The organism is Nocardioides sp. ChNu-99 (assembly GCF_029493445.1).
Lineage (GTDB): Bacteria > Actinomycetota > Actinomycetes > Propionibacteriales > Nocardioidaceae > Nocardioides.
In genome coordinates, this window is sequence record NZ_JAHWBL010000005.1 from 1 (window position 1) to 21,661 (window position 21,661).

The window sequence follows — 21,661 nt, forward strand, 5'->3', positions numbered from 1 at the left end:
CGCCGGAGTCGGCGGAGCCGGCGGCGTCGGCGGTGTCGGCGGCGCTGCACAGGGCGCCCACCGGCAGCGGCGCGGCGACCTCGGCGGCCCGGCCGTGGCGCAGGTCCATCTCGACCGGCAGGCCGGGCAGCGTCGTGCCCCGCCACGTGCAGGTCACCTCGACCCGGCTGCCCGCCGGGGCCATCGGCGCGCCCACGCCGGCGACGCGCTTGACGACCAGCAGGCGGGCGAGGTCGAAGCGCGTGGCCACCTGGAGGCGGCCGCCGGGGGACGCGGGCGTCACCCGGGTGCCGGCCGCGGGCTGCACGGCGACGGCCGTGGCGCCCTGGTCCTGGGTGACGCCGGCCGAGCAGACCGAGCCGAAGGGCACCGGGAGGTCGCGGACGGCCTCGCCGTCGGCGAGCTGCACCGTGCGGGGGAAGCCGTGCACGGCGACGCCGCCACGGACGCAGTCGACCTGGATGGCCGTGGGCCCGGAGCCGAAGAGGGCGACACCGTCGCCGTCCGCCTCGTGCGTGATCTCGAGCGCGCCCGACGGCACGTTCACCTCCGCGCACACGCCCGCGCCCTCGGGGCACGGGTCGGGCAGGATCGCGCCCTCGAGCTCGAAGCGGCTCAGCAGGCTGCCGGCCGCGTAGGCGTCGGGCGCCGCGACGAGCTCGACGACCTTCGTCTCGTACGGCGCGAGCTCGAGCGCCGGCCACGTCACCTCGCCGCCCGTCGCGGGCGCGGGCTCCACGGGCAAGTCCGGCTCGACCGGCTGCTCGGGGTCGACCGGCACCTCCGGCTCGACGGGCTGCTCGGGCTCGACGGGCGCCTCGGGGTCGAGCGTCGGCAGCAGCGGTCGCTCCGCGGCGCCCAGCAGCCCGGTCTGCAGGCCGTCGGCGAGCTGGCCGACGGCGTCGAGGAGCAGCTGCACGACCCCGCCGAGGGTGGCGCTGAGGAACTGCAGGCCGACGGGCAGGCGACCGACGGGGGCGTTCGTCGTCAGGGCCGACGGTCCCGGGTTGCTGACGGACAGCCGGTAGGTCACGGCCTCGCCGGCGCCGGCGTACGCCCGGTCGGCGGAGAGCTCGACGACGGGCGGCAGGTGCTCGGCGTACCGGGTCGTGCCCACCTTCTGGCTCTCGCGGGCGGGCAGGCCGGACCCGGTCCAGGCGTTGCGGGCCGTCCCGGCGGCGGTGTTCCACGCGACGGTGCCGGGGGCGACGCCCGCGGGCACCGCGACGGTGAAGGTGAGGTCGAAGCCCTCGCCGATGGCGTAGGTGTCGCGGGAGGTGACGCGCAGGCCGCGCACCTCGCCCGCCGGGGCGCTCTCGCGCCAGGTGGCGCAGCCGTCGGCCAGCGGGCTGCCGAGGTCGGAGTGGCAGACGTCGGTGCCGGTCGCGTACTGCACCTGCAGGCCCGCGGGTGCGTCCTCGATGCGCACGAACCGGGTGGTGAACCCGCTGCCCCGCGGCGTGCCGACCGCAGCGCCGGCCAGCAGCTCGTCGCCGGGGGTGGGCAGCACGTCGTACAGCACCACGTCCTTCAGCGGCACGTCGGCGGTGTTGCGCCACCGGACCGTGTACGTCGCCTCCCCGCGCTCGGCGCTGACGAGCCCGAGGGCGGGCGCCGCCTTCGCGCCCGCGTCGCGGTCGCCGCGCACGACGGTGTCGACGGAGAACGAGGCGGCGCCGTCGCCGACCTCGACGCGCAGCGGGGCGGTCGCGCCGCAGCCCGCGGCGGGGACGGCGAGTCCGCTGACGTGGGGGGCGACCGTGCCGGCGCGGGCGCCGGGGGTCTGTGCGCAGGTGTCGGCGACCGCGCCGCGCGGCAGCAGGAGGCGGGCCTCGTTGACGTGCAGGCCCGGGCGGGTGGTGGCCACCGGCAGGCGGGCCGCCAGCTCGAGGCGCGCGCCGCCGGCGCTCGTCCACGGGGCCAGCTCGGCGGCCGGCACCGTGACGGTCACGAGGGTGCGGCCGCTGCCGCCCACGTTGGCCGCGACGCGCAGGGGCGCCTCGAGCGTCGCCGTGCGCTCCGCCTGGCGCCCGTCGTCCCCGCGGTGGGTGACGTCGACGGTGACGGGCAGCGTCGCGGGCACGGCGCCGTCCCAGCGGGTGCCGACGGGCAGGCGGTCGGCGAGCACCAGGTCGCCCCCGGGAGCCGCGGGCAGCAGGGCCCGGCCGGTGAGGTCCAGCGTCGTGGTGCCCCCGACCTCCTCCACGACGTCGTCGGCGAACGACGTCGCGACACCGAGCTGGGGGCGGCCGGCCACGGCGAGCTGCGCGTCGCGCGGGGCCAGCGCCGTCGACCAGTCGCCGTGGTGGGCGCGCGCGCTGGTGCGGGCGACGAGGACGTCACCCGCGGCGACGGCGGCGTCGGCGTACCCGTAGACCGCCCAGTGCATCCGGAACGACTCCGCGCCCGGGGTGCGGGGGAACTCGAGCGCCCGCACCCGGCCGACGGCGCCCTGCGGGACCGCGAACGCGACCCACTGGCCGCCGTCGGTGAGGCCGGCGGAGGCGCCGGTGCGGTGCAGCGGGACGCGCGAGCCGTCGGTCAGCAGGGCCTGGGCGCGGTACGTCGCGGGCAGTGCCGGGCCGTGGTCGCCCTCCGCGTCGTTGTCGACCCACACGGCCGCGGTGGTCGCGTGGAACGCCGGGGCGCAGGCGCCCTCGCGGGGCTCGTGGCGGGTGCCGCCGGTCAGGCACGGCAGCTGCTGGCTGAGCGCGACCTGGTAGCCCGAGCCGCCCTCGACGTTGTTGTACGACGCCTTGAAGCCCGCCTGGGTCAGCCCGGTCGCCTCGTTCGGCTGGTACTGCGCCAGCGTGCTGCCCGGCTGCGCGGCCAGCGTGCCGAGCCAGTCGCCGGCGTACGTCGCCTGCGAGCGGTCCTCCGTGGAGCCGGTGTCGGACGTGCTGGTGCGGACCTGGCCGAACGCGCCGGCGAACAGGCCGCCCGGGCTGGCCTCGGGACGCGTGCGCACGGTGACCTGGGTGGTGGTGCGGACGGTCTCGCCGGTCACGACCGGGGTGGACCCGCCCGTGCTGGGGCGGGCGCGGAGCACGAGCGGGAGCTGCGTGCCGTCGACCTGGTCGGCGCCGATGCGGGCGACGACGGCTCCGCGCACCGGGGTCGTGGCGCCGCGCTCGGTGCAGCTGGCGGGCAGGTGGGCCGCGTCGGCCACCCACGTCACGGTGCGGTCGTCGCGGCGGGTGGCGCCCGGCTCGGTGCGGACCAGCTCGAGGCCCGGCGCGAGCTCGGCGGCGATCTCGAGGCGCCCGGGGAAGACGTTGCCGACCTCGGGCTGCAGGCAGGCGACCTCCACCTCGAAGCGCACCTCGTCGCCCGGCTTGCGCCACACGTTGCCCGCGGTGACCGCCCGCGCGACCACCGACGTGCGCGCCTCGACGCTGCTGCGCGTCGTCGGCGTGTAGCCGCCGGGGGCACCCCGCACCGACGCGTTGGTGCTCGTCGCGGTCGGGGTCAGCGACCAGCCGCTGCCGTCGGCGAGCACGTCGTTCGGCGGGGTGACGGTGAGGGGGACGGTGACCGAGGTGCCGGCGGGCAGCGGGCCGGCGACCCGCGCGACGAGCGCACCGGCCTCGACGGCGGTCGTGACCTGCACGCCCGCCGGGGCACCGGGCTCGCCGGGCACCACGTCGTACGACGCCGCGTCGCCCAGCGGGAGCCGCGCGACGACGCCCTCGCACGGGGCGTCCGCCCGCGAGCACGCCACGCGCACCTCGTAGCCGAACGGGGTGCCGGAGGGGGCCTGCGGTGCGGTCGTCGCGCGGATGCCCACCTCGAGCCCGGTGGTGGCCTGGGCGGGGGCGCCGAGCGCGACCATGCCGAGCAGGACGAGAAGGAGGGCGGACCCGGTCCGGGTGACCGGGTGCAGGCGTGCGGACCTGACCACGTGCGTGACTCCCCCGAGTGGGTCACGGCCACGACGCCGCGCCGCGCCCGGTCAGGGCCGGCAGCGGGCCCGAGTCCGCGACGGAGCTGGATGGTGTGGGCCCGAAGTTACTCCCGGCGGGCCCCCGCGTCAGCCCCCGCGAGGTGTCGACCTGGTGACCGGCCGGTGTCGCCGCTACCCGGCGGCGCCGGCCAGGAACCTGCGCAGCACGGGGCCGGCCGTGCGGGAGCCGGACTCGCCGGTCTCGACGAAGACGGCCACGGCCAGGTCGCCCTGCGTCGCGATCATCCAGGCGTGGGTCGCGGGCGGGGTCGCGGTGCCGAACTCCGCCGTACCGGTCTTGGCCCCGACGGGGGCGCCCGGCAGGTCCGCCAGCGCGCGGCCGCTGCCCTCGGTGACCACGGCGCGCAGGAACCCTTGCAGCGCCGAGGCCTCCTCCGCGGTGAGTGGCGTCGCCGGCGGCACCTGCTCCGTCGCCACCTCCGGCAGGAGGCGGGGCAGCACGGTTCGGCCGGCGGCGACGGAGGCCGCCACGGTCGCCATCGCCATCGGCGAGGCCTGCACCCGGCCCTGGCCGATGAGGGAGGCGGCGGCCTCGGTCGCGCCCTCCGGCGCCGGCACCGAGCCGAGGTACGCCGGGAACCCGAGGTCGTGGTCGACCCCCAGGCCGAGGGCGGCGGCCGCCTCGGCGAGCGCGCCCTCGCCGACGAGGTCGGCGTTGCCGAGGAAGGCGGTGTTGCAGGAGTTCGCCACCGCCGCGGTCAGGGTGATGCGGCCGAGCGCGGTGGCCGGGTAGTCGTCGTAGTTCTCGAAGGTGCGCCCGTCGACCGTGGTCGTGGCGGGGCACTCGACCGCGTCGTCGGGCGCGACCCCGGCGCGCAGGAGCGCGAGGGCGCTGACGACCTTGAAGGTGGACCCCGGCGCGAACCGGCCCGAGGTCGCCACGTTGTTCCCCCCGGCGCCGGGCCCGTTGGCGACGGCCAGGAGGGCGCCGTCCGAGGGGCGCACCGCGACGAGCGCGCTCGCGGGACCCACCTCCGCCAGCGCCGACTCGGCCAGCGTCTGCAGGGGTACGTCGAGGGTCGTCGCCAGGTTCGTGCCGGGCACCGGCTCCTCGGCGTGGACCTCCCGCTCCCCGCCCTCGGCGTCGACCACCACGACGCTGAGCCCGTCGGTGCCGCGCAGCGTGTCGTCGTACCGGCGCTGCAGGCCGCTGAGGCCCACGACGTCGCCGGCCGCGACGGCGCCCTCGGACTCCTCGACGATCTCGGCGGTGGCCTCGCCCACCGTGCCCAGCACCGGCGCGGCGAAGGTGCGCGTGGGGGCCAGGTCGCGCGCGCCCTCCAGCGCCGCGACGCCCGGCGTGCCGGACAGCAGGTTCGGGTCGGCCTGCTCGGCGCGCACGACGAGGGCCTCGACGAAGGCGCGCGGACCGGCGGCCGCGACGCGCTGGACGAAGGCGGCCGCGTCGATGCCGAGCGCCTCGGCGAGAGCCTGCGCCGACGTCGCGGCCGTCGCGGCGTCGGTGAGCGACTTGTCGATGCCGTAGCGCACGACCGGGCGCGGGAGCACGATGGCCGTCCCGTCCCCGGCCAGCACCGCCCCGCGGGGCGCCGCGACGGTGCGGGCGCGCAGCACCTCCCCCTCCAGCAGCGAGGACTCGACCAGGGCGGGGGACCAGCGCACCGACCAGTCCTCGCCGGCTCCGGTCAGCTCGACCGTGGTCGTGTGGTCCCACGTCGCGGAGCCGAGCTCCCACGACCAGGCGAGCTCGGCGGTGGCGCGGCCGTTGTCGGGGTAGACCTCGACCGCGGAGCCGCTGACGACCGGCTCGACGTCGCCCATGCCGGCGACGATGGTGTCGAGCTGCTCCTGGGCCTCGGCGGGGCGGGCGCCCGACAGCGGGACGTCGTCGAGCTCGCCGGCCGAGAGGGCCTGCGCCAGCGACGTCACCACGTCGGTCGCGGCCTCGCGCTCCTCGTCGTCGCCGCTGCACCCCACGAGCGACGCCGCGACGACCAGCGCCACCACCGTCGCCGCGCCCCTGCGACCGAACCTCCGCCTCATGCCCGCTCCCCCCGCAACCTGCCGAATCGGCCTCGCCGCCCGATGATGTCGGACACAATGCCGGACGGGACCGGAAGGGCGGACGCGGGCACCCGCCGACGTCGTACCGGCCGGTCCGGGCAGCGTGAGGAGAGCGTGGTCGTGAGCGAGGACGGTGTGGTCGGCGACGCGACGCGGCCGGTGCGCGACGAGGACGCCTTCGACGTCGCGGCCGTCGACGGCTGGCTGCGCACGGCGCTCGCGGGCACCGCGGACGGGGCCGAGGTGGCCCCGGGCGTGCTCGGCAGCGAGCGCGCCGCGCTCCCGCCGGGCCTGCCCGTGGTGCGCCAGTTCCCCGGTGGTGCCTCCAACCTGACCTACCTCCTCCGCTACGGCCCGCTCGGCGCCGGCTCGGGCGCCGCGCCGGGCTCGGGCTCCGACGGCGTGCGCGAGCTCGTGCTGCGCCGCCCGCCGCACGGCGCGCGCGGCGGCAGCGCCCACGACATGGGTCGCGAGTTCGCCCTGCAGGCCGCCCTGCGCCCCGTCTTCCCGCTCGTGCCCGCCATGGTGGTGCACGGCACCGACACCGCGCTCCTGGGCGCGGAGTTCTACGTGATGGAGCGGCTCTCCGGCACGATCCTGCGCTCCGACGTGCCCCCGGAGCTGGCGGCCGCCCTGGCGCCGGAGGCGGTCGACGACCTGTGCGGACGGGCGGTGGACGTGCTCGGTGCGCTGCACGACGTCGACGTGGCCGCCGCCGGTCTCGACCGCTTCGGCCGGGGCGGCGACTCGGTGGCCCGGCAGGTCGCCGGCTGGACGCGCCGGTACGCCGCGGCCCGCACCCCCGACGTACCCGACTTCGAGGAGGTGACCGCGTGGCTCGAGGCCGAGCGGCCTGCCGACGTGGGCTCCTGCCTGGTGCACAACGACTTCCGGTTCGACAACCTCGTGCTGCACGGCGACCCCCGCGCGGGCCGGCCGTTCGAGGTCGCGGGCGTGCTCGACTGGGAGCTCGCGACCGTCGGCGACCCCCTGTGCGAGCTCGGCAGCGCGCTGGCCTACTGGGTGCAGGCCGACGACGAGCCCGCCTTCCGTGCCTCCCGCCGCCAGCCGACCCACCTTCCGGGCATGTGGACGCGCCGGCAGGTGGTCGAGGGGTACGCCGCGCGCCGCGGCCTCGCGGTCGACGCCGGCTCCTGGCGCTTCTACGAGGTGTTCGGCCTCTTCCGCCTCGCCGTCATCGCGCAGCAGATCTGGGCGCGCTTCGTCACCGGCGCGACCACCAACCCGGCCTTCGCGGCTCTCGGACCGATGGTGGGGCTGCTCGAGCAGCGCTGCCGCCAGGTGGTCGAGCACGGCCCCGTGGGGTGGGACGCGTGACGGGCACCGTGCTGCTGGTGCGCGACGGCCACGCCGCGTGGGACCCCGACGGCCCGTACGCCATCTCGCCGCTGGGGTGGGAGCAGGCCCGGCTGCTGGGGGGCACGCTCGCGGCCCGCGGGGTCGCGCCCGCGACGGTGCTGCACGGCGAGCCGCCCTGCCACGCGGAGACCGTCGAGAGCATGGCGGAGGCGGCCGGCTGGTCGACCGCGCCGGTGCTCGACGCGCGGTGGAACTGCTACGACCACCGCGAGGTGCTGCGCGACCACATGCCGACGATGGTCGGCGGCGCCGACCCCGACCCGGTGCAGGTGCAGCAGTGGCTCCAGGTCGCGATGCTGCGCTGGACCAGCGGGGAGCACGACGACTACAGCGAGGCCTTCGCGTCCTTCGCCCGCCGCACGTGGGCCGCGCTGGGCGACGCCGCCGAGCGCGCCCGCAGCGGCGGCCCCGTCGTGGTCGTGACGTCGGGCAGCGCGATCGCCTGGGTCGTCGTGGCCCTCGTCGGCGGCTGGGAGCCGGAGGTGCCGGCCGCCGAGCTCGCCGGCGCCTGGACGCGCCTGCACCCCGTCGTGGTGAACACCGCGGTCACGAAGGTCGCCGTCGGCCCCGCCGGCGTCCGCCTCGTGTCGTTCAACGAGCACGTCCACCTCGAGGCCACCGCCCCCGTAGCGGGGTGAGGGTCGTGGGGGTCTCCCCGCGGGCTCAGACGAGCTTGCGGAGCACGCCGAGCGGGGCGTGCTTGAGCACGACGCTCATGGGCGCCCAGGGCAGGGGCGGGACGCAGGCCGACGCCTTCTCCTTCTCGATCGCCGCGACCATGGCGCGCACGCCCTTCTCGGTCGAGACGATCATCGGCGGGTTGCCGCCGGTGCCGTCGTTCATCTCCGAGGTGATGAACCCGGGGTAGAGCACGGTCACCTTGATGTCGGAGCCGTAGACGTCGGCCCGCACGCCCTCGGCCAGGTGGGCGACGCCGGCCTTGGTCGCGGCGTACGTCGTCGTCGACCCCGGCAGCCCGCGCATCGCGGACATCGACGACACCATGACGAGGTGCCCGTCGCCCTGCGTGCGGAACACCTCGAGCGCGGCCTCGGTCTGCGCCAGCGCGCCGAGGAAGTTGGTGACGGCGGTCTGCCGGTTCGCGCGGTGCTTGCCGGTGCCGAGCTGCGCGCCCTTGCCGAGACCCGCGTTGACGATGAAGCGGTCGATGCGCCCCAGCGCCCGCGCGAGGTCGTGCACGACGGTGAAGACGGCGTCGTCGTCGGTGACGTCGAGCGCCCGCACCTCCACGCGCCGCTCCGGGTGCCGCGCCAGGATCTCGGAGCGCAGCTCGTCGAGGCGGTCGGTACGGCGGGCGCACAGGCCGAGGTCGTAGCCGAGGTCCGCGAACTGGCGGGCCATCTCCGCCCCCAGCCCGGAGCTCGCGCCGGTGATGACGATCGTGCGTGCGTCGCTCATGCGCCCAGTGTGACCGAGACGCCGCCGGGCCGTCGGCCGGGTACGGCGGCACCCCCGCGCCCGCCGTACCCGCCCGGGGTCCGACGCGCCGGCCCTCGGATCGGTTGCGTCCTGGCCGTGGGAGAAAAAGACAGGCTTGACTGTTTGTGGGCACGTGCCCCAGGGTGGGCCGGGTGACCGTGACGGAGCGCACGAACCGCGTGCCCCAGGAGGAGCGCACGCGGGCCATGCGCGCACGCCTGCTCGAGGCCTGCGTCGAGGTGCTGGCCGAGCGGGGCTGGGCGGGCACGTCGACGACCGTGGTCTCGCAGCGCGCCGGCGTGAGCCGCGGCGCGCAGCTGCACCACTTCCCGTCCAAGAGCGACCTCGTCGTGGCCGCGGTCGAGCACCTGACGCAGGCGCGGCGCGCCGAGCTGAGCGCTGCCGTCGCCGCGCTGGGCGAGGGGCGCAGCACGGGCGCGGTGCTGCGCATGCTGGCCGACCTGTTCACCGGCCCCGTCTTCACCGCGGCTCTCGAGCTGTGGGTCGCGGCCCGCGCCGACGACGCGCTGCGCGAGGTCGTCGCGCCCTTCGAGCGCCACCTCGGCCGCGAGACCCACAAGCTGGCCGTCGAGCTGCTCGGCGCCGACGAGTCCCGACCCGGCGTCCGCGAGCTCGTGCAGGCCACGCTCGACCTCGTGCGCGGCCTCGGCCTCGCCGCGACGCTCGGCGACGACACCGCGCGCCGCGCCCGGATCCTCGACCAGTGGGCGCTCACGCTCGACGCCGCGCTCGACGCCGCCCCCGCCACGCCCGCCGCTCCCGCGACCCCCGACCTCCAGGAGTCCTGATGGCCCCGCCCCCCGACCCCGCCGCCGGAGGCGCCCTCGCGGGCGTCCTGGCCGACCTCGACGCGCTGTCGGCCCGCCTGGACGCCCTGGTCGCCCCGCTGCCCGAGGCCGACTGGCGCCGCCCGACGCCGGCGGCGGGCTGGGACGTCGCGGCCCAGGTCGCGCACCTCGCCTGGACCGACGTCGCCGCCACCGCGGCCGCCGGCGCCGCGGCCGGGGCGAAGGAGCCCTGGGACGCCCTGGTGCTGCAGGCGATGAGCGACCCCGAGCACTTCGTGGACACGTCGGCGACGGAGGGGGGCGCCGTACCGCCCGCCACGCTGCTGGCCGACTGGCGCGACCGCCGCGCCACCCTGCAGGCGGCGCTGCGCGAGCTGGCCGAGCGGCACCCGGGGGCGAAGATGCCCTGGTTCGGCCCGCCGATGAGCCCGACGTCGATGGCGACGGCGCGGTACATGGAGACCTGGGCCCACGGCCTCGACGTCGCCGACGCCCTCGGAGCGCCGGTCGAGCACGACGACGGCGTGCGCCACGTCTGCCACATCGGCGTGCGTACCCGCGCCTTCTCCCACCTCAACCGCGGTGAGGAGGCCCCGACCGCCGAGGTGCGCGTCGAGCTCGTCGGCCCCTCGGGTGCCACGTGGACGTGGGGTCCGGAGGACGCCGCGCAGCGCGTCGAGGGGCCCGCGGTCGACTTCGCCCAGCTCGTCACGCAGCGCCGGCACCGCGCCGACCTCGCCCTGCGCGCCGTCGGCGCCCAGGCCGACCACTGGCTCGACGTCGCCCAGGCCTTCGCCGGTCCGCCCGGCCCGGGCCGCGCGCCGGCCGGCACCGACACCGGCACCGCCACCCGCACCGACAGCCAGGGAGGAACGGCGTGAGCGACGTGCTCCGCATCGGCAACTGCTCGGGGTTCTACGGCGACCGGCTCTCCGCCATGCGCGAGATGCTCGAGGGCGTCACGACCGGCCCCGAGGGGCCGCGCGGCCTCGACGTGCTCACCGGCGACTACCTCGCCGAGCTGACGATGCTCATCCTCGGCAAGGACCGCATGCGCGACCCGGCGTCCGGCTACGCCCGCACCTTCCTGCGCCAGGCGGAGGACTGCCTCGGTCTCGCGCTCGAGAAGGGCGTGCGCATCGTCGCCAACGCCGGCGGGCTCAACCCCGCCGGGCTCGCCGACCGCCTCGCCGAGGTCGCGCAGGGCCTGGGCCTGTCGCCGCGCATCGCCCACGTGAGCGGCGACGACCTCTCCGCCGCGCTGCGCGAGGGCGCGGTGGCGCTGCACCCGGCCGACCGCGACTGGTCGCAGGCCCTCACGGCCAACGCCTACCTGGGCGCGTTCGGCATCGCCGAGGCCCTGGGCGCCGGTGCCGACGTCGTCGTCACCGGCCGCACCACGGACGCCTCCCTCGTCGTCGGCCCCGCGGCGGCGCACTTCGGCTGGGGCCCGACGGCGTACGACGAGCTCGCGGGCGCCGTCGTCGCCGGCCACGTGCTGGAGTGCGGCACGCAGGCCACCGGCGGCAACTTCTCCGGGTTCGGCGACCTGCCGCCCGACGCGCTCACCACGCCCCTGGGCTTCCCCGTCGCGGAGATCGCCGCGGACGGCTCGTTCGTCGTCACCAAGCACGACGGCACCGGCGGCGCGGTCACGACCGACACCGTCACCGCTCAGCTGGTCTACGAGATCCAGTCGAACCGCTACCACGGCCCCGACGTCACCACCCACCTCGAGACGGTGCGCCTCGAGCAGGTCGGCCCCGACCGCGTGCGGGTCGGCGGCGTCGTCGGCAGCCCGCCGCCGGAGCGGCTCAAGGTCGCCGTCAACGTGCTGGGCGGCTGGCGCAACAGCGTCGAGTTCGTGCTCACCGGCCTCGACATCGACCACAAGGCCGCGTGGGTGCGCGCCCAGGTCGAGTCGACCCTCGACGCCTCGCCGCTGGGCCGGCCCGCGACCCTCGACTGGTCGGACACCGGGCCCGCCACGCCGGACGCCCCCACCGAGGAGTCGGCGTCCGTCCTGCTGCGCGCCACCGTGCTCGACCCGGACGCCGAGAAGGTCGGCCGTCCCTTCACCTCCGCCGCCGTCGAGCTCGCCCTCGGCTCCTACCCCGGCTTCGCGATCACCGCGCCGCCGGCCAAGCCCTCGCCGTACGGCGTCTACCACCCGGCGTACGTCGACCGCGGCGCCGTCGAGCACCTCGTCGTCGTGCGGGGTGCCGACGGCGAGGAGCAGCGCGTCGTCGTGGCCGACCCCCCGGTGACCACCGGGGCGGACGAGGTGGCGGGCGTGGAGGCGCAGGCGCAGCGCCCCTCGCCGTACCCCGCCCCGATCGACACGCTGACGCGCCGGATGCCGCTCGGCTCCTTCGTCCACGCCCGCTCGGGCGACAAGGGCGGCGACGCCAACATCGGGCTCTGGGTCGCGACGACCGGCGCCCGGCACGACCCGGCGAAGCACGCGGCGCGCGTCACCTGGCTGACCAAGCTCGTCACCCCCAGCCGCATCCGCGAGCTGGTGCCGGAGGCGGCCGACCTCGAGGTCGAGGTCTACCCGCTGCCCAACCTCGGAGGAGTCAACGTGGTGGTCAAGGGTCTGCTCGGCGAGGGGGTCGCGGCCTCCACCCGCTTCGACCCCCAGGCCAAGGGCCTCGGCGAGTGGGTGCGCAGCCGCATGGTCAGCGTCGAGGACTCGCTGCTGTGAGCGGGAGGATGGAGACCTCGCTGGCCGCCGACGTCGCCTTCACGGGTACGCCGGAGCGCACCGCCCTGCGCGAGGCCGCCGCGGCGTTCACGCGGCGGGAGGTCGCGCCGCACCTGCAGGAGTGGGAGGACGCCGGCGCCCTGCCGCGCGAGCTGCACGCGGCGACGGCGAAGGCGGGCCTGCTCGGCATCGGCTTCCCCGAGGCCGTCGGCGGCGACGGCGGCGACCTGCTCGACTCCGTGACGGTGACCGAGGGGATCTTCGACGGCGGCGGCTCGGGCGGTCTCATCGCCAGCCTGTTCACCCACGGCATCGCGCTGCCGCACATCGTGGCGAGCGGCGACGCCGACCTCGTCGACCGCTTCGTGCGGCCCACCCTGGCCGGCGAGACGATCGGCTCGCTCGGCATCACCGAGCCCGAGGGCGGCTCCGACGTGGCGTCGATCCGCACCACGGCGGTGCGCGACGGGGACCACTACGTCGTCAACGGCGCCAAGACCTTCATCACCTCGGGCACGCGGGCCGACTTCGTCACCACCGCGGTGCGCACGGGCGGCGCGTTCGAGCCGGGCAAGGGCCACGGCGGGGTCTCGCTGCTCGTCGTCGAGGCCGGCACGCCCGGGTTCACGGTGGACCGCAAGCTCGAGAAGATGGGGTGGCACTGCTCCGACACCGCGCAGCTGTCGTTCGTCGACTGCCGCGTGCCCGCGGCCAACCTCGTCGGCGAGGAGGGCACCGGGTTCGTCCAGATCGCGCAGCAGTTCGTCGTCGAGCGGATCGGCCTGGCGGTCCAGGGCTACGCGGCCGCGGCCCGCGCGCTGGCGCTCGCCGCGGCGTACGCCCACGACCGGCAGACCTTCGGCAAGCCGCTCAGCTCGCGCCAGGTGGTGCGCCACAAGCTCGTCGAGATGCGCCGCCAGGTCGAGGTGGCGCGCACCTACACGCACGCGGTCGCCGCGCGGCACGACGCGGGCGAGCAGGTGATCGCCGAGGCGTGCCTGGCGAAGGAGACCGCGGTGCGCACCGCCGAGCAGGTGTGCCACGAGGCGGTGCAGCTCTTCGGCGGCACCGGCTACATGCGGGGCTCGGAGGTCGAGCGGCACTACCGCGACGTGCGGCTGCTCGGCATCGGCGGCGGCGCCAACGAGGTGCTCGCCGACCTCTCCTCGCGGCTGCTGGGGTACGCCGGATGAGGCTCCTGCGCCCGCTCGGCGGGGAGGTGTCGCGCCACGTCGCGGCGCCGGTCGACGCGGTGTGGGACCTCGTCAGCGACGTGACGCGGATCGGGGAGTTCTCGCCCGAGACGTTCGAGGCGCGCTGGACCCGCGGCTCCACCGGCCCCGCGGTCGGCGCGACCTTCAAGGGGCACGTGAAGCGCAACGGCGTGGGCCCGACGTACTGGACCCCCTGTCGCATCACGCGCTGCGAGCCCGGCCGCGTCCTCGAGTGGTCGGTGGGGACGCCGAAGCAGACGATCAACAACTGGGGCTACCGCCTCGAGCCCGCGGGCGACGGCACGCGGGTGACGGAGTACTACCGCCTCGACCCGGCGCTGCCCGTGCGCCTGTACTGGCTGCTGCTGGGGCAGCTGCGGGGCCGGACCAACGAGCGCGGCATGCGCACGACGCTGGACCGCATGGCGCGCGTCCTGGAGGAGGGCCGATGAGCACGAACCGCGAGGCACTGCTGGAGAAGGTCGAGGCGCTCGACGCCGAGAACGCGAAGGCCGTCGCCGGGGGCGGCGAGAAGTACGTCGCGCGCCACAAGGAGCGGGGGAAGCTGCTGGCCCGCGAGCGCATCGAGCTGCTCGTCGACGAGGGCTCGGCGTTCCTCGAGCTGAGCCCGCTGGCCGGCTGGGGCTCCGACTTCACCGTCGGCGCCTCGCTCGTCACCGGCATCGGCGTCGTCGAGGGCGTGGAGTGCATGATCACCGCCAACGACCCGACGGTGAAGGGCGGCGCGTCGAACCCCTGGACGCTGAAGAAGGCCTTCCGGGCGGCGCAGGTGGCGGCCGAGAACGGGCTGCCCACCATCGCGCTCGTCGAGTCCGGCGGCGCCGACCTGCCGACGCAGAAGGAGATCTTCATCCCCGGCGGGCGGATGTTCCGCGACATCACCCGGGCCTCCGCCGACCGGCGTCCCACCATCGCGCTGGTGTTCGGCAACTCGACCGCCGGCGGCGCCTACATCCCCGGCATGAGTGACTACACCGTCATGGTCAAGGAGGGCGCCAAGGTGTTCCTCGGCGGACCGCCGCTGGTGAAGATGGCGACCGGCGAGGAGTCCGACGACGAGTCCCTGGGCGGTGCGGAGATGCACGCCCGCACCTCGGGCCTCGCCGACTACCTGGCCGCCGACGAGCACGACGCGATCCGCATCGGGCGGCGCATCGTGGCCCGCCTCGGGGTCCGCAAGGCGCGCGCCGACGCCGCGCTGCCGGCGTACGCCGAGCCGGACCTCGACCCCGACGGCCTGCTCGACCTCGTGCCGACCGACCTGAAGGAGCCGTTCGACCCCCGCGAGGCGATCCTGCGGATCGTCGACGGCACCACGCCCGGTGTCGGGCCGGCGGCCAACGTGCCGTTCGACGAGTTCAAGCCGCTCTACGGCTCCTCGCTGGTGACGGGCTGGGCGCGCATCCACGGTCGGCCCGTCGGCATCCTCGCCAACGCCCAGGGCGTGCTGTTCAGCGAGGAGGCGCAGAAGGCGACGCAGTTCATCCAGCTCGCCAACCAGGTCGACACGCCGCTGCTGTTCCTGCACAACACGACCGGCTACATGGTCGGCGCCGAGTACGAGCAGGGCGGGATCATCAAGCACGGCGCGCAGATGATCAACGCGGTCTCCAACTCCGCGGTGCCGCACCTCACGGTGATCATGGGCGCCTCCTACGGCGCCGGGAACTACGGCATGAACGGCCGCGCCTACGACCCCCGCTTCCTCTTCACCTGGCCCTCCGCGAAGTCGGCCGTCATGGGCCCGGCGCAGCTCGCCGGCGTCATGGACCTCGTCATGCGGGCCGGCGCCGAGGCCAAGGGCCAGCCGTACGACGAGGAGGGCGCCGCGGGCATCCGCGCGTACGTCGAGCAGCAGGTCGAGGAGCAGAGCCTGCCGTTCTTCCTCTCCGGGCTCGTGTACGACGACGGGGTCATCGACCCGCGCGACACCCGCACCGTGCTCGGCATCTGCCTGTCCGTCATCGACAACCAGCCGATCCGCGGGACCGACCGCTTCGGCGTCTTCAGGATGTGAGTGCACCCGTGATCACCCGAGTCCTCGTCGCCAACCGCGGCGAGATCGCCCGCCGCGTCTTCGCCACGTGCCGCCGCCTCGGCGTCGCCACCGTGGCCGTGCACTCCGACGCCGACGCCCACCTGCCGTTCGTGGCCGAGGCCGACACCGCGGTGCGGCTGCCCGGCAGCACGCCGGCCGAGACCTACCTGCGCGCCGACCTCGTGCTCGCGGCCGCCCGGGCCGCGGGCGCCGACGCGGTGCACCCCGGCTACGGCTTCCTGTCCGAGAACGCCGCGTTCGCCCGGGCCGTCGTCGACGCGGGCCTGACCTGGATCGGCCCCAGCCCCGAGTCGATCGACGTCATGGGCTCGAAGGTCGCCGCCAAGGAGCTGATGGCGGGCGCCGGCGTACCCATCCTGGACTCGGTCGAGCCGACGGCCGCCACCGAGGACGACCTGCCCCTGCTGGTGAAGGCCTCGGCGGGCGGCGGCGGGCGCGGCATGCGCATCGTGCGCACCCTCGCCGAGCTGCCCGACGCCGTCGCGGCCGCCGAGGCCGAGGCCGCGAGCGCCTTCGGCGACGGCACCGTCTTCGTGGAGCCGTACGTCGAGCGCGGCCGCCACGTCGAGGTGCAGGTCGTCGGCACCGAGCAGGGCGCGATCGTGCTCGGCGAGCGGGACTGCTCGCTGCAGCGCCGCCACCAGAAGGTCGTCGAGGAGGCGCCCGCGCCCGGGCTCGCCGAGGAGACGTGGCGCGCCCTGCACGAGGCGGCCCGCCGGGCCGCGGAGGCGATCGACTACCGCGGTGCCGGCACGGTCGAGTTCCTCATGGACGCGACCACCCAGCGGTTCTTCTTCCTCGAGATGAACACGCGCCTGCAGGTCGAGCACCCGGTCACCGAGCAGGTCTTCGGGATCGACCTCGTCGCCATGCAGCTCGCGGTCGCGGAGGGCACGCCGCTGCCCGCCGCCCGCCCCGAGCCGGTGGGCCACGCGATCGAGGTGCGGCTGTACGCCGAGGACCCGGCGGCCGACTACCAGCCCCAGTCGGGCCTGCTGACGGCGTTCGAGCTGCCGGGTGTCGACGTCGCGTTCGAGCTCGGCACCGCGCCGGCCGGCCTGCGCCTGGACTCCGGGTTCGCCGACGGCGACGAGGTCGGCACCCACTACGACGCGATGCTCGCCAAGGTGATCGCCTGGGCCCCGACGCGGCGCGAGGCCGCGCGCGCCCTGGCCGGCGCGCTGCGCCGCGCCCGCCTCCACGGGGTCGTCACCAACCGCGACCAGCTCGTCGCGGTGCTCGGCGACGAGGCCTTCCTGGCCGGGGACGTCTCGACGGCCTTCCTCGGCGAGCGCCCGCTCGGCGGGGAGCGGCCCGCCGTACGCCCCGCGGCGGTGGCCGCCGCCGTCGCGCTCGCCGAGACCGCGCGGGGGGAGCGGACCGTGCAGCGCGGCATCCCGGTCGCGTGGCGCAACGTGCCCTCGCAGCCGCAGGTGACCCGGTTCGCGCACGGCGACACCGAGGTCGAGGTGGCGTGGACCGGCGCCCGCGGGGGCGTCGACGGGTACGTCGTGGACGACGCCACGGTCGTGGCCGCGAGCCCCACGCGCGTGGTGCTGGAGGTGGACGGGGTGCGCTCGACGTACGCCGTCGCGGTGCCCGCGGGCGGGGTGGGCGTGGTCGACGTCGACGGCCCCGGGGGCCACGTGGCGCTCCGGGTCTCACCGCGGTTCACCGACCCGGCCGACGCGGTCGCGAGCGGCTCGCTGCTCGCGCCCATGCCCGGCACGGTCGTGCGGGTGGTGGCCGAGGCCGGGCAGCAGGTCGCCGCGGGCGACCCGGTGCTCGTGCTCGAGGCGATGAAGATGCAGCACACCGTGGCGGCGCCGCACGACGGCACCGTCACCGACGTCCCGGTCGCTGCCGGGCAGCAGGTGGCCGCGGGCGAGGTGCTCGCGGTCGTCGCCGACGGAGGGGAAGAGGCATGAGCACGTTCACCGAGCCCGACGAGCGCACCGCGCTGCGGGAGGCGGTCGCGAAGCTGGCGGCCAAGTACGGCCACGAGTACGTCGCGAAGCAGGCCCGCGAGGGCGGCAAGATGACCGAGATGTGGCTCGAGATGGGCCGCAACGGCTTCCTCGGCGTCAACATCCCCGAGGAGCACGGCGGCGGGGGCGGCGGCATGGCCGACCTCGCGGCGGTGCTCGAGGAGTCGGCGGCGGCCGGCGCGCCGCTGCTGATGATGGTCGTCAGCCCCGCGATCTGCGGCTCGATCATCAACCGCTGCGGCACGCCCGAGCAGAAGCAGCGCTGGCTGCCGGGCATCGCCGACGGCACGCACCTCATGGCGTTCGGCATCACCGAGGCCGACGCCGGGTCCAACTCCCACCAGATCACCACGACGGCCACGCGCGACGGCGACCACTGGGTGATCAAGGGGCAGAAGACCTACATCTCCGGCGTCGACGAGGCCGCCTCCGTGCTCATCGTGGCGCGCACGGCGGACGCGACGACGGGCAAGCTCAAGCCCGCGCTCTTCGTGGTGCCGACCGACGCCCCGGGCTTCGACAAGCAGGTCATCCCCATGTCGTGGCAGGCGCCGGAAAAGCAGTTCACGCTGTTCCTCGACGACGTGCGCGTGCCGGCCGACGCGCTCGTCGGCGACGAGGACGGCGGGATGTGGCAGCTCTTCGCGGGTCTCAACCCCGAGCGGATCATGGGCGCGGCGTTCTCGTGCGGCATGGCGCGCTACGCGCTCGACAAGGGCGTGGCCTACGCGAAGGAGCGCTCCGTGTGGCGCGACCAGCCCATCGGCGCCCACCAGGGCATCGCGCACCCGCTGGCGAAGATCAAGATCGAGCTCGAGCAGGCGCGGCTGCTGTGGCAGAAGGCCGCGGCGCTGTACGACGCGGGCGACGACTTCGGCGCGGGTGAGTACGCCAACATGGCCAAGTACGCCGGCGGCGAGGTCGCCTGCAACGCCACCGACGTCGCCGTCCACACCCACGGCGGCAACGGCCTGACCGTCGAGTACGGGCTGGGCAACATGCTCGTCGCCGCGCGATTGGGCCGCATCGCGCCCGTGAGCCGCGAGATGATCCTCAACTTCGTCGCCATGCACACCCTGGGCCTGCCGAAGTCGTACTGAGGCCGGCGGGGCGACTCGGCTCGGCTTGGCGGGTTCCCCGGTGCACCGGGGAACCCGCCACTTCAGGGTGAAAACTCTCCGCCGGAAGTGGCGGGTTGCGGCGGCGGGTGTCGCTCGGAGGCAAATCCCGGGCCGGTACGGCGGCGCGTGCGGGCCGGCGTACCGCTGCGGGAGGCCGGTGGCCCGGACCCCGGCGCTCAGCGCCCGGACGCCGAGCCGCGCGGCACCGGACCGACGTCGGCGTGGCGCCCGGGCACGGCAGCGGCGTGGCGCTGGCCGGGGCCGGGGCCGTCCTTCGCGGCGAGCGCGTCGGCGACGAGCCCGGTGGTGAAGGCGTAGACCGCCTTGTGGACGACGTCGAGCACCAGCTCGCTGCGCGGCCAGGTCTGCGGGGGCGCCCCGACGCCGGTGGCGTTCTCGAGCACCTGGTCGGTGGTGAGGCGCAGGACGGTGAACTTCGCCGAGGCCAGGGGCCCGCGCAGCCCGGCGTGCGCCATCGTCGACCGCACCACGCCGAGCAGGGCGGCCTGGCCGTGGTGCATGGCCCAGTTGGTCGCGGTCGAGCGCGCCCCGGTCTGCTCGTCGGCACCGACGAGACGCTCGAGCACGCGGGCGGGCACGTAGGAGTCGGGTCGCCGCGTGAACCGCTGCTCGACCTTCTCGCCCACGGTCATCACCGCGACCCCGATCGCCCCGGCCGCCAGGCCCTGCCCCACCACGCGTCGTACCAGTCGTCGGCTCATGGGGGCCCGGTACCCGATCCGGGCGGCCGGCTACTTCAGCGGGTCGTGGCCCCAGTTCATCAGCGACCATCGCCACTTCGTGTCGGTGACGTCGCCCTTCGGCCGCTGCGCGGAGTGCCGCGCGACGTACCCGACGACCTTGCGCATGTGCGCGGCGTCGTCGTCGGTGAGCTCGGTCTTGTTCTTGTGCTTGATCTCGACGATGCGGCGACCCGACTTGTGCCCGGTCGACTCGCCCTCGCCCTGCCCGACCGACTGCGACTCGTCGGTCTCGAGCCACTTCTCGAGCTCGGACGGGGTCATGTTCACGGCGTCCTGCCAGTCGTCCCAGACCTCGGCGACGGCGTCGTTGGTCTCGCTCATGCGGGCGACGCTACGTCGGCGCGGCAAGGACGCGCCGGGCTCGGCGGACGGGATGTCACACTCTGGCCGGCCGTCTCGTCCTCGGTGTGGACGGCCCGCCGGGGGCCGCGACGGAGAGGGACGGACATGCGGGTGGCAGTGGCGGGCGGGACCGGGCTGGTCGGAGCGCTCACGGCGGAGGCGCTGCGCGCCGCGGGGCACGAGACCCTCGTGCTGGCCCGCTCGACGGGCGTCGACCTCACGCGGCCGGGGGCCGCACTCGCGGCGACGCTGACCGAGCGCCTCGCCGGCGTCGACGCCGTGGTCGACGCGCTCAACGTGGTCACGATGAAGGGCGCGGAGTCGGAGGCGTTCTTCGGCCGCACCACCGAGGCCCTCCTCGCCGCTGAGCAGGCCGCCGGCGTCGGGCACCACGTCGTGCTCTCCATCGTCGGCATCGACCGGGTTCCCTACGACTACTACGCGGGCAAGGTGCGCCAGGAGGCGCTCGTGACCGCCGGCCCCGTGCCCTGGACCGTCCTGCGCGCGACCCAGTTCCACGAGTTCGCGGGGCAGATGACCCGGCGGATGTCGCTCGGCCCCGTCGGCCTCGCGCCCCGGATGCCGGTGCGGCCCGTCGCCGCCGCCGAGGTCGCCGAGCACCTCGCGCGCCTCGCGGTGGGCGAGCCCCGCCGTACCGTCCTCGAGCTCGCCGGCCCCGCCCGCGAGGACCTCGCCGTCATGGCCCGCCGCACCGCCCGCACCCCGGCGCGCCGCGCAGGCGGACCGCGGTGCGTCGTGCCCGTGCCCGTCCCCGGCGCCTTCGGGAAGGGCGTGCGCGCCGGGGCGCTCGTGCCCGCCTCACCCGACCTCGTCGGCACGCAGACGTTCGCGGAGTGGCTCGGTGGCCGCTGAGGCGCGGGGCGACGCGGCGCTGCTGGCGGCGCGGTACGACGCGCTGCGGCCCCGGCTGGTCGGCGTGGCCTACGCCCTCCTCGGCTCGCGGGCGGAGGCGGAGGACGTCGTCGCCGACACGTGGCTGCGGCTCGTCGCGGTCACCGACCCGGTCGACGACCTCGAGGCGTGGTCGGTGGTGGCGGTGTCGCGGCGGGCGCTCGACGTGCTCCGCTCGGCGCGGGTACGGCGGGAGGCCTACGTCGGCCCCTGGCTCCCCGAGCCGGTGCTCGGCGGGCTCGTGGGCCCCGGCGGTCTCGGCGGCGACGGCGGGGCGGGTGGCAGCGGCGACCCCGCAGACCGGGTGACGCTGGCCGAGGAGGTGCACTACGCGCTGCTGGTGCTGCTCGAGCGGCTCTCCCCGGCGGAGCGCACGGCGTGGGTGCTGCACGACGTGTTCGGGCTGTCGTTCGACGAGGTGGCCCGGGTCGTGGGGCGCACGCCGGCCGCGGTGCGCCAGCTGGCCAGCCGGGCCCGGCGCCACCTGGCCGCGGAGCGCACCCGCACGCCCGTGGACCCGGCCGAGCACGACGCGGTCGTCGCCGCGTTCGCCGGGGCATCGCTGCAGGGCGACCTCGCCGGTCTCGTCGCGGTGCTCGACCCCGACGTCGTGCTCACCGGGGACGGTGGCGGCGTCGTCAGCTCCGCACGCCGCCCGGTGGTGGGCGCCGACCGCGTCGCGCGCTTCCTGCTCGGCGTGCTGGCGAAGGTCGACGCGGCGGCGGGTGAGCGCGTCGAGCTCGTGCGGGTCAACGGTGCGACCGGGTTCGCGATCGTCCGGCCCGAGAGCCCCGACGGCGCCGCCCGCGCTACCGGCGTCGTGGCCCTGACCACGGCGGGCGGGCGCGTCGTCCGCGTCGACCTGGTGCGCAACCCGGCGAAGCTGGCGGGGCTGCGCGGATTCCCCGCCTAGGC

16 protein-coding genes and 1 pseudogene are annotated in these 21,661 nt (G+C 76.1%); 12 read left to right on the plus strand and 5 right to left on the minus strand.

Features of this window, described 5'->3' with window-relative positions; genetic code table 11:
• Both KK617_RS03050 and KK617_RS03055 read right to left on the minus strand, forming a co-directional pair.
• Window positions 1–3,901, minus strand: a pseudogene (locus KK617_RS03050) (DUF5979 domain-containing protein); the annotation flags it as partial.
• Window positions 3,902–4,075: 174 nt separating this feature from the next.
• A complete protein-coding gene (locus KK617_RS03055; protein ID WP_277498027.1) occupies window positions 4,076–5,968 on the minus strand; it encodes a penicillin-binding transpeptidase domain-containing protein in 1,893 nt (630 codons plus the stop codon).
• Window positions 5,969–6,109: 141 nt separating this feature from the next.
• Between KK617_RS03055 and KK617_RS03060 the strand changes: the two genes are divergently transcribed.
• Window positions 6,110–7,327 carry a phosphotransferase family protein gene (locus KK617_RS03060; RefSeq protein WP_277498028.1) on the plus strand — a complete coding sequence of 406 codons (1,218 nt, stop codon included), beginning with the start codon at window positions 6,110–6,112 and terminating at the stop codon, window positions 7,325–7,327.
• Window positions 7,324–8,007, plus strand: a complete 684-nt coding sequence (locus KK617_RS03065; protein WP_277498030.1) for a histidine phosphatase family protein — start codon at window positions 7,324–7,326, stop codon at window positions 8,005–8,007. The genes KK617_RS03060 and KK617_RS03065 overlap by 4 nt, the downstream gene beginning before the upstream one ends.
• 25 nt (window positions 8,008–8,032) lie before the next feature.
• On the opposite strand, the gene KK617_RS03070 is transcribed toward KK617_RS03065, so the two are convergent.
• Window positions 8,033–8,788, minus strand: coding sequence for an SDR family oxidoreductase (locus KK617_RS03070; RefSeq protein ID WP_277498031.1), 756 nt, complete (start codon window positions 8,786–8,788; stop codon window positions 8,033–8,035).
• A gap of 173 nt (window positions 8,789–8,961) precedes the next feature.
• Here KK617_RS03070 and KK617_RS03075 point away from each other — a divergent pair, with 173 nt between their 5' ends.
• The 8 genes from KK617_RS03075 to KK617_RS03110 are packed head-to-tail and all read left to right on the plus strand — an operon-like array spanning window position 8,962 to window position 18,707.
• Window positions 8,962–9,618: a TetR/AcrR family transcriptional regulator gene (locus KK617_RS03075; RefSeq protein WP_346812695.1), complete on the plus strand. Its 657-nt coding sequence runs from the start codon at window positions 8,962–8,964 to the stop codon at window positions 9,616–9,618.
• A complete protein-coding gene (locus KK617_RS03080) occupies window positions 9,618–10,499 on the plus strand; it encodes a TIGR03084 family metal-binding protein (protein ID WP_277498033.1) in 882 nt (293 codons plus the stop codon). Before KK617_RS03075 ends, KK617_RS03080 begins: the two co-directional genes overlap by 1 nt.
• The gene (locus KK617_RS03085) at window positions 10,496–12,325 is read left to right on the plus strand and encodes an acyclic terpene utilization AtuA family protein (protein WP_277498034.1); all 1,830 of its coding nucleotides are present in this window, start codon (window positions 10,496–10,498) and stop codon (window positions 12,323–12,325) included. The genes KK617_RS03080 and KK617_RS03085 overlap by 4 nt, the downstream gene beginning before the upstream one ends.
• Window positions 12,322–13,518, plus strand: coding sequence for an acyl-CoA dehydrogenase family protein (locus KK617_RS03090; RefSeq protein WP_277498035.1), 1,197 nt, complete (start codon window positions 12,322–12,324; stop codon window positions 13,516–13,518). Before KK617_RS03085 ends, KK617_RS03090 begins: the two co-directional genes overlap by 4 nt.
• A complete protein-coding gene (locus tag KK617_RS03095) occupies window positions 13,515–13,991 on the plus strand; it encodes an SRPBCC family protein (protein WP_277498036.1) in 477 nt (158 codons plus the stop codon). The genes KK617_RS03090 and KK617_RS03095 overlap by 4 nt, the downstream gene beginning before the upstream one ends.
• Entirely contained in the window at window positions 13,988–15,577 is a 1,590-nt protein-coding gene (locus KK617_RS03100) for a carboxyl transferase domain-containing protein (RefSeq protein ID WP_277498038.1), read from the plus strand. Before KK617_RS03095 ends, KK617_RS03100 begins: the two co-directional genes overlap by 4 nt.
• 8 nt (window positions 15,578–15,585) lie before the next feature.
• Window positions 15,586–17,547, plus strand: coding sequence for a biotin carboxylase N-terminal domain-containing protein (locus tag KK617_RS03105; protein ID WP_277498040.1), 1,962 nt, complete (start codon window positions 15,586–15,588; stop codon window positions 17,545–17,547).
• Window positions 17,544–18,707: an acyl-CoA dehydrogenase family protein gene (locus KK617_RS03110; protein ID WP_277498042.1), complete on the plus strand. Its 1,164-nt coding sequence runs from the start codon at window positions 17,544–17,546 to the stop codon at window positions 18,705–18,707. Before KK617_RS03105 ends, KK617_RS03110 begins: the two co-directional genes overlap by 4 nt.
• A 197-nt stretch (window positions 18,708–18,904) precedes the next feature.
• Here KK617_RS03110 and KK617_RS03115 read toward each other — a convergent pair whose 3' ends face one another.
• Together KK617_RS03115 and KK617_RS03120 are read right to left on the minus strand one after the other, a co-directional pair.
• Window positions 18,905–19,450: a hypothetical protein gene (locus tag KK617_RS03115; RefSeq protein WP_277498043.1), complete on the minus strand. Its 546-nt coding sequence runs from the start codon at window positions 19,448–19,450 to the stop codon at window positions 18,905–18,907.
• Between the two features lie 30 nt (window positions 19,451–19,480).
• Window positions 19,481–19,813: a DUF3140 domain-containing protein gene (locus KK617_RS03120; RefSeq protein WP_277498044.1), complete on the minus strand. Its 333-nt coding sequence runs from the start codon at window positions 19,811–19,813 to the stop codon at window positions 19,481–19,483.
• A gap of 126 nt (window positions 19,814–19,939) precedes the next feature.
• Between KK617_RS03120 and KK617_RS03125 the strand changes: the two genes are divergently transcribed.
• Together KK617_RS03125 and sigJ are read left to right on the plus strand one after the other, a co-directional pair.
• Window positions 19,940–20,707, plus strand: coding sequence for an SDR family oxidoreductase (locus KK617_RS03125; RefSeq protein ID WP_277498045.1), 768 nt, complete (start codon window positions 19,940–19,942; stop codon window positions 20,705–20,707).
• Complete coding sequence (gene sigJ, locus KK617_RS03130) at window positions 20,697–21,659, plus strand: RNA polymerase sigma factor SigJ (protein WP_277498046.1); 963 nt, start codon at window positions 20,697–20,699, stop codon at window positions 21,657–21,659. The genes KK617_RS03125 and sigJ overlap by 11 nt, the downstream gene beginning before the upstream one ends.
• The last annotated feature ends 2 nt before the right edge of the window (window positions 21,660–21,661 follow it).

Coding starts and splice junctions, on each gene's coding strand:
- KK617_RS03055 (WP_277498027.1), bottom strand. CDS start 5,968: ATGAGGCGGAGGTTCGGTCGCAGGGGCGCGGCGACGGTGGTGGCGCTG.
- KK617_RS03070 (WP_277498031.1), bottom strand. CDS start 8,788: ATGAGCGACGCACGCACGATCGTCATCACCGGCGCGAGCTCCGGGCTG.
- KK617_RS03080 (WP_277498033.1), top strand. CDS start 9,618: ATGGCCCCGCCCCCCGACCCCGCCGCCGGAGGCGCCCTCGCGGGCGTC.
- KK617_RS03095 (WP_277498036.1), top strand. CDS start 13,515: ATGAGGCTCCTGCGCCCGCTCGGCGGGGAGGTGTCGCGCCACGTCGCG.
- KK617_RS03100 (WP_277498038.1), top strand. CDS start 13,988: ATGAGCACGAACCGCGAGGCACTGCTGGAGAAGGTCGAGGCGCTCGAC.
- KK617_RS03110 (WP_277498042.1), top strand. CDS start 17,544: ATGAGCACGTTCACCGAGCCCGACGAGCGCACCGCGCTGCGGGAGGCG.
- KK617_RS03115 (WP_277498043.1), bottom strand. CDS start 19,450: ATGAGCCGACGACTGGTACGACGCGTGGTGGGGCAGGGCCTGGCGGCC.
- KK617_RS03120 (WP_277498044.1), bottom strand. CDS start 19,813: ATGAGCGAGACCAACGACGCCGTCGCCGAGGTCTGGGACGACTGGCAG.
- KK617_RS03125 (WP_277498045.1), top strand. CDS start 19,940: ATGCGGGTGGCAGTGGCGGGCGGGACCGGGCTGGTCGGAGCGCTCACG.